Origin of the sequence: Streptomyces laculatispora (assembly GCF_017353455.1) — a bacterium.
GTDB classification, from domain to species: Bacteria; Actinomycetota; Actinomycetes; order Streptomycetales; family Streptomycetaceae; genus Streptomyces; species Streptomyces laculatispora.
The window spans coordinates 1-6062 of sequence record NZ_JAFMPZ010000120.1 but is presented as its reverse complement, the minus strand read 5'-3'; the positions used below and the strand labels follow the sequence as shown (position 1 = coordinate 6062).

The 6062-nt window shown below is 72.5% G+C and carries 5 protein-coding genes; 1 reads left to right on the top strand and 4 read right to left on the bottom strand.

The window, feature by feature from the left end; genetic code table 11:
* Positions 1 to 293 precede the first annotated feature (293 nt).
* The 4 genes from J1C73_RS07265 to J1C73_RS07250 all read right to left on the bottom strand — a co-directional run bounded on the left by J1C73_RS07265 (position 294) and on the right by J1C73_RS07250 (position 4274).
* On the bottom strand, positions 294 to 1541 hold the full coding sequence (locus tag J1C73_RS07265) for a bifunctional RNase H/acid phosphatase (protein ID WP_207315615.1): 1248 nt from the start codon (positions 1539 to 1541) through the stop codon (positions 294 to 296).
* Positions 1541 to 2284: a zinc ribbon domain-containing protein gene (locus J1C73_RS07260; protein ID WP_185095738.1), complete on the bottom strand. Its 744-nt coding sequence runs from the start codon at positions 2282 to 2284 to the stop codon at positions 1541 to 1543. Before J1C73_RS07260 ends, J1C73_RS07265 begins: the two co-directional genes overlap by 1 nt.
* A complete protein-coding gene (locus J1C73_RS07255) occupies positions 2281 to 3117 on the bottom strand; it encodes a Nif3-like dinuclear metal center hexameric protein (RefSeq protein WP_207315614.1) in 837 nt (278 codons plus the stop codon). The genes J1C73_RS07260 and J1C73_RS07255 overlap by 4 nt, the downstream gene beginning before the upstream one ends.
* A gap of 113 nt (positions 3118 to 3230) precedes the next feature.
* Complete coding sequence (locus J1C73_RS07250; protein ID WP_207315613.1) at positions 3231 to 4274, bottom strand: ABC transporter substrate-binding protein; 1044 nt, start codon at positions 4272 to 4274, stop codon at positions 3231 to 3233.
* A gap of 197 nt (positions 4275 to 4471) precedes the next feature.
* On the opposite strand from J1C73_RS07250, the gene J1C73_RS07245 reads away from it, so the two are divergent.
* A complete protein-coding gene (locus tag J1C73_RS07245; RefSeq protein ID WP_242643838.1) occupies positions 4472 to 5971 on the top strand; it encodes a hypothetical protein in 1500 nt (499 codons plus the stop codon).
* Positions 5972 to 6062: the final 91 nt, after the last annotated feature.

Genomic DNA, 6062 nt, shown 5'->3' with positions numbered 1-6062 from the left:
CCGACGCGGTGGCGGCCGGGGACTGGGCGCGCGTGGAGCGGCTGGCGGCCGAAGCCGCGGCGCTGCGAGGCTGATCCCCCGGGACCGCGCGGCGGATCGCGGCGAACTTCCGCGATTCGCGTGCATGCTTTCCGGCAACCGGGGCACGAGACCCTCCAGGGACGTGAACCCGGACTCCGGGTGACCCGGGTTCCGGCAGGTATCCCCCGCCTCGCCGGAACCGCCAGGGCCCCATCGGCCTCCCCCCGCCGATGGGGCCCTGTGCTGTCCGGGGCCGGTGCGCCCGGGTGGGTCTACCGCAGGTGGGACGTGTCGTTCAGCAGCCGTACGGAGGCGTTGCCGTCCGCGTAGTAGGCCACGGTCGACAGGGACGCCGCCGAGAGCTCCATCCGGAACAGCGACTCCGGCGGTGCGCCCAGCGCCAGCCGGACCAGGGTCTTGATGGGCGTGACATGCGTGACCACGAGCACGGTGCGGCCCGCGTAGCGGGTGATGAGGCGGTCGCGGGCGGCCGCGACGCGGCGGGCGACCTCGGCGAAGCTCTCGCCGTCACCGGTGGGCGCCGCCTTCGCGGAGGCGAGCCAGGCGTCCAGGTCCGCGCGGTGACGCTCCCTGACCTCGCCGAACGTCAGCCCCTCCCAGGCGCCGAAGTCCGTCTCGCGCAGGCCGTCCTCGATCCGGACGTCCAGGCCCAGCCGGGCCGCCACCGCGCCGGCCGTCTCGCGGCAGCGGAGCAGCGGGGAGCTGACGATCTCCTGCACCGTGCCGCGGGCGGCGAAGGCCTCGGCGGCGCACTCGGCCTGCCTGCGGCCGGTGGCGGAGAGCTCGGGGTCGGTGCCGCCGCTGCCGGAGAACCGCTTCTCAGGGGTGAGGGCGGTCTCGCCGTGCCGCAGCAGAAGGAAGGTGGCGGGCGTGCCCAGGTCGGGGACGGCACCCCAGCCGACCTGCGGGGTCCCGGCGGCGGGCCGGTTCAGTGCGGCCCTGGCCCTCGCCGCACCGGCCGCCGCGTCGCCCGGCGGACCGGAGACCGGCGGCAGGGCGGCGGCCACCGAGGACTTCGGGGTGTCGAGGGCGGCCGTCGAGGACGACGGCTCCCACTGCTCGCCCCGCTTGCCCGCGTCCATCGCCTCGTTCGCGAGCCGGTCCGCGTGCTTGTTCCTCTCGCGCGGGATCCACTCGTAGGAGACGGCGGACGCCGGAAGGATCCGGGCGGCCTCGGCCGCGAGCGGCTTCATGTCCGGGTGCTTGATCTTCCAGCGGCCCGACATCTGCTCCACGACCAGCTTGGAGTCCATCCGGACGTGCACCCGCGGACCGCCGTCGGCCGAGGCGTCCGGCACGAGTGCCTTCGCCGCCCGCAGACCGGCGATGAGGCCCTTGTACTCGGCGACGTTGTTCGTCGCGACGCCGATGTACCCGGCCGCCTCGGCCAGCGTCTCCCCCGTCACCGGGTCGATGACGACCGCACCGTACCCGGCGGGCCCCGGGTTGCCCCGGGAACCGCCGTCGGCCTCGATGACGAACTGGCGCGGCGGGGTCACTACAGACCCGAGTCCGCGGTGCGTACCAGGATGCGGTGGCAGTTCTCGCAGCGCAGCACCGTGTCGCGGGACGCGGCCTTCACGTCGTTGACCTCGGTGATGTTGAGCTCCAGCCGGCAGCCCTCGCAGCGGCGCTGGTAGAGGCGGGCGGCGCCCACCCCGCCCTGCTGGGCGCGGAGCTTGTCGTACAGCTTGAGCAGGTCCGCGGGGACGGAACCGGCGACGACCTCGCGCTCCTTGGTGAGCGTCGCGGTCTCCTCGTCGAGCTCGTTCGTCGCGGCGTCCCGGCGGGCGGTCGCGTCGTCGGCCTTGGCCTGGACGGCGGAGACCCGGTCGGTCAGCTCGGTGACCCGCTCCTGCGCGGACTCCCTGCGCTCCATCACCTCGAGGACGACGTCCTCCAGGTCGCCCTGGCGCTTGGCCAGCGAGACGATCTCCCGCTGCAGGCTCTCCAGGTCCTTGGACGAGGTGACACTGCCGGAGTCCATCCGCTGCTGGTCGCGGGCGGCGCGCTGGCGCACCTGGTCCACGTCCTGCTCGGCCTTGATCTGCTCGCGGGCGGTGTCGCTCTCCTCGGTCGTGGAGGCGACGAGGAGGTCGCGGAGCTGGGCGAGGTCGGTCGTGAGGGACTCGATCTCGGCGTGCTCGGGAAGGGTGTCGCGCTTGTGCGCGATCTGAGAGAGGCGCTGGTCGAGGGCCTGGACGTCGAGGAGTCGGATCTGGTCGGCGGGCGCGGCGTTCAGTTGGGGGCTCCAGAAGAGTGGTGGGTGGTCCAGGGGTCGGTGACCTGCTTCGAGACATGGACCCGCAGGTCCCATCCGTGGCGGTCGGAAATCGCGTCGAGCTGGGCGGCGGCCTGTTCGCACCACGGCCATTCGGTGGCCCAGTGTGCGGCATCGACCAGGCCCAGCGACGAGTGCTGGACGGCCTCGGAGGCCGGGTGGTGGCGCAGGTCCGCGGTGAGGAAGGCGTCCACACCGGCGGCGCGCACCGCGTCGAAGAGGCTGTCGCCCGATCCGCCGCTCACCGCGACGGTGCGCACGAGGGCGTCCGGGTCGCCGGCCAGCCGGATGCCCTGCACGGTGGCGGGCAGCCGGGCGGCGGCCCGGGCGGCGAATTCGCCGAGGGTCTGCGGGTGGTCGAGCGTGCAGATCCGGCCGAGGCCGCGGCGGCCCGTGGGGTCCGTCGGGTCCGGTACGAGGGGCCGCTCGACGCGCAGGTCGAGGGCGCCGGCGAGGGCGTCCGAGACGCCGGGATCCGCGGAGTCGGCGTTGGTGTGGGCCACGTGCAGCGCGATGTCGTGCTTGATCAGCGTGTGCACGACCCGGCCCTTGAAGGTGCCGGCCGCGACCGTCGTCGTACCGCGCAGATAGAGCGGGTGGTGGGTGACGATCAGCTGGGCGCCGAGCTTCAGCGCCTCGTCGACGATGTCCTGGACGGGATCGACGGCGAAGAGCACCCGGTCGACCTCGGCGTCCGGATCACCGCAGACGGTGCCGACCGCGTCCCATCCTTCGGCCCACTCGGGCGGCCAGAGGGCGTCGAGCTCGGCGATGACTTCAGACAGACGGGGCACGGAGGAAAGGCTACCTGTCCTCCGTGCCCCGCGGTCCATGGCCGCTGCGGCCCGTGGGGACGGACCGGCGGCCGGTCATGAATCGTTACTTCACCAGGCCGGCGCGCAGGGCGTCACTTCACCAGGTCGGCGCGGAGGTCGTCGAGGACCAGGTTCGCGGCCGTGACGCCGAGGCCGAGGTACCAGGTCTCGTCGGAGACGTTCTTGGCCCGCCCCTCCTTGACCGCCGTGAGGTTCTTCCACAGCGGGTTGGACTGGGCGGTGTCGCGCTTGGTGGCCTTCACGTCGCCGTACACACCGGTGAAGATCCAGTCGGCGTCCGCCTCGTCGATCTTCTCCGGGCTGATCTCCGCGGCCAGCTCGTTGATCTGCTGGTTCTTGGGCCGCGGCAGGCCGGCGTCGTCGAGGATCGTGCCGATGAAGGAGGCCTTGGCGTAGAGGCGGATCTTGTCCGGCAGGTAGCGGACCATGGAGATGGTCGGCTTCTTCGGGCCGACGTCCTCGCCCAGCTTCTTCGCGTTCGCCTCGTAGGTACCCAGCTCCGACTCGGCCTTGGCCGTCTTGTCCAGCGCCGCGGCGTTGAGGAGGTAGTTCTCCTTCCAGGTGAAGCCCGGACGGATGGAGAACACGGTCGGCGCGATCTTGGACAGCTCGTCGTACTTGTCGGCCGCGCGCAGCTGGCTGCCGAGGATCAGGTCGGGCTTCAGCCCGGCGATCGCCTCAAGGTTGAGGTTGTTGATCGTGCCGACGCTCGATGGGTCGCCGGCGTCCTTCTTCAGGTACGAGGGGATGGCCGCGTCGCCCTCGGAGGGGGCGTAGCCGACCGGCTTCACACCCAGCGACACCACGTTGTCGAACTCGCCGACGTCGAGCACGACGACGCGCTTCGGAGCGGCCTTGAGCTCGGTCTTGCCCATGGCGTGGGTGAGTGTGCGGGGGAACTGACCCGCCGGGGCGTCGGTCCCGTACTCCGCCGTCTTCTTCGCCGCGTCGCCGAAGTCCTTGCCGCCCGTCGCGACCGCGGCCTTCTTCTCGCCACCGGCCTCGGACTTGGCCGAGCCGCCCGACGAACCGTCGTCGCTCCCGCAGGCCGAGAGGGACAGGGCGGCGACTACGGCCAGGCCGACTGCGGCGGTGCCGCGGCGTCGAAGGGACATCACTTGCTCCAGTTGTGGATCACACAGGCAACACTTAGGAATGCCTTACCTTAGCCACGCGCTTATCGCGAAGCACAACCACCCCCTCCCTCTCAGGTGAATACGGGCATCGCCACCCATATGTGTGAAGTGGCGGGTCTCGTGTTGTTCGGCAGGAAGTGCGAAAACTAGCTTCGATGGCCGGAGGTGACGAGTCGATGACTGCCTGTGCCATCGAGGACGGGACCGCGGTGGCGGTCGAAGCCGGTGAGCCGGTGGAGCCGGGGTCCGACGAGCCGGACGGGGCCGCGGAGCCCCCGGATCCGGCGGCGGACGCTACGGAGGATCCCGCGAAGGATCCACCGGCGGACGCAGCTGGTCCGCGGGAGCCGGTGGTTCCACCCGTACCGGTGGCCGTGCCCGCACCGGCGCGGTTCCCTGCCGAAACGGTCCTGCCGACACCCGTGTTCACGATCACGGCGGACGGCGCGTACGCGGCCCGGCTCACGGCCGCCCGCGTCCAGGCGCACCAGACCGGCGAGGCGGGCACCGGTGCCACCACCGACACGGCCTGGTACCCGGAACGCTGGACGCTGGACGGGCCCGAGCCGTACGCCGTGCCGCTCCCCCTCAACCAGCCGGAGGAGGCCGACTCGCAGGTGCTGCCGCTCGCCGACGGGCGGGTGCTCATCCGGCGCCGGGTCGCGGACCGGCACACCCTCTCGCTGCTCTACCCGACCGGCCCCGGCACCGGTGAACTGCCGCTGGGCGCGGTCGAGTGCGCGGAGCTGACCCTGCTGCCGCCCTCACCGGACGGCGTCAGCGCGTACGCCCTGTCGGCCGGTGCGTACTCCACCGGGCTCTGGCTGGTGGCGGGCGGTCCGTCCGGGCCGCAGCAGGTCGCGGAACTGCCGGGGCGCTGCTCCGGCGGGGTCTGGCTGGACCGGGCCGGCCGGCTGCTGGCCCTGGACCGGGAGCCGGCCGGGGGCGGCCCGGTGAAGGCGGTCGCGGTGGACCTGGGGCGGGGCGCCGAGATGACACCGCTGCTCCAGATCGCACCGGACAGCAACGACCGGCTGCTCCTCGCCGACCCGGACAGCGGTCTCCTGCTGATCCGCTCGGACGCACCCGGGCACGACCGGCTGGGCTGGGGGGTGCTGGGCAGTTGTCTTCCGGTGCGCTTCCCGGAGTGCCTGCGGCTGCCGGACGCCGCGGTGACGCCGTTCGCCGTGCAGCCGGGGCAGATGCTGATGCCGGAGAGCTGCGCGGTCGCCCTGCGGATCGACGGGGCGGCGGGCAGCTGGGTGGGGGTGTGGCGTCCCGCGGGCCGCATGCTGCACCAGCTCCCGGTGCCCGGGGGATGGCTGGCGGGCAGTGGTGTCTGGTCCCGCGAGGGCGTACTCCGGCTTCCGTACGCGAACGGGGAGACGGCCTGCGCGGTCGCGCTCCTGGAGGCACCGGCCGATGTGGAACCGGCTGCGGGACGGTACCCGGCCGGATACCCGGGAAGCGGTATGCAACCGTCCGCGGCCGTGGCGCCTCCTTCTGGGTGCAAGCCGGTTCCATTGGGGCAGGCGCCTCTCGTGGGGCGTACCGCCCTCCAGGTGCCGGCCGGTCTAAAGTTGGACCGGGGGCTCACGCATTCGCGCACCGAGGTCGCCGACGGTGACCGTTTCCCGGGTGACGGTGGCGTGATGGCCCCGGAGACAAACACGTAAGCGATCACAACGGGGTGACTTCCCACATGTCTGAAGCCCGAACCGACACGACCCAGCCGCGTCCGCCGGGGGCGGACGCGGAGCGGGCCGA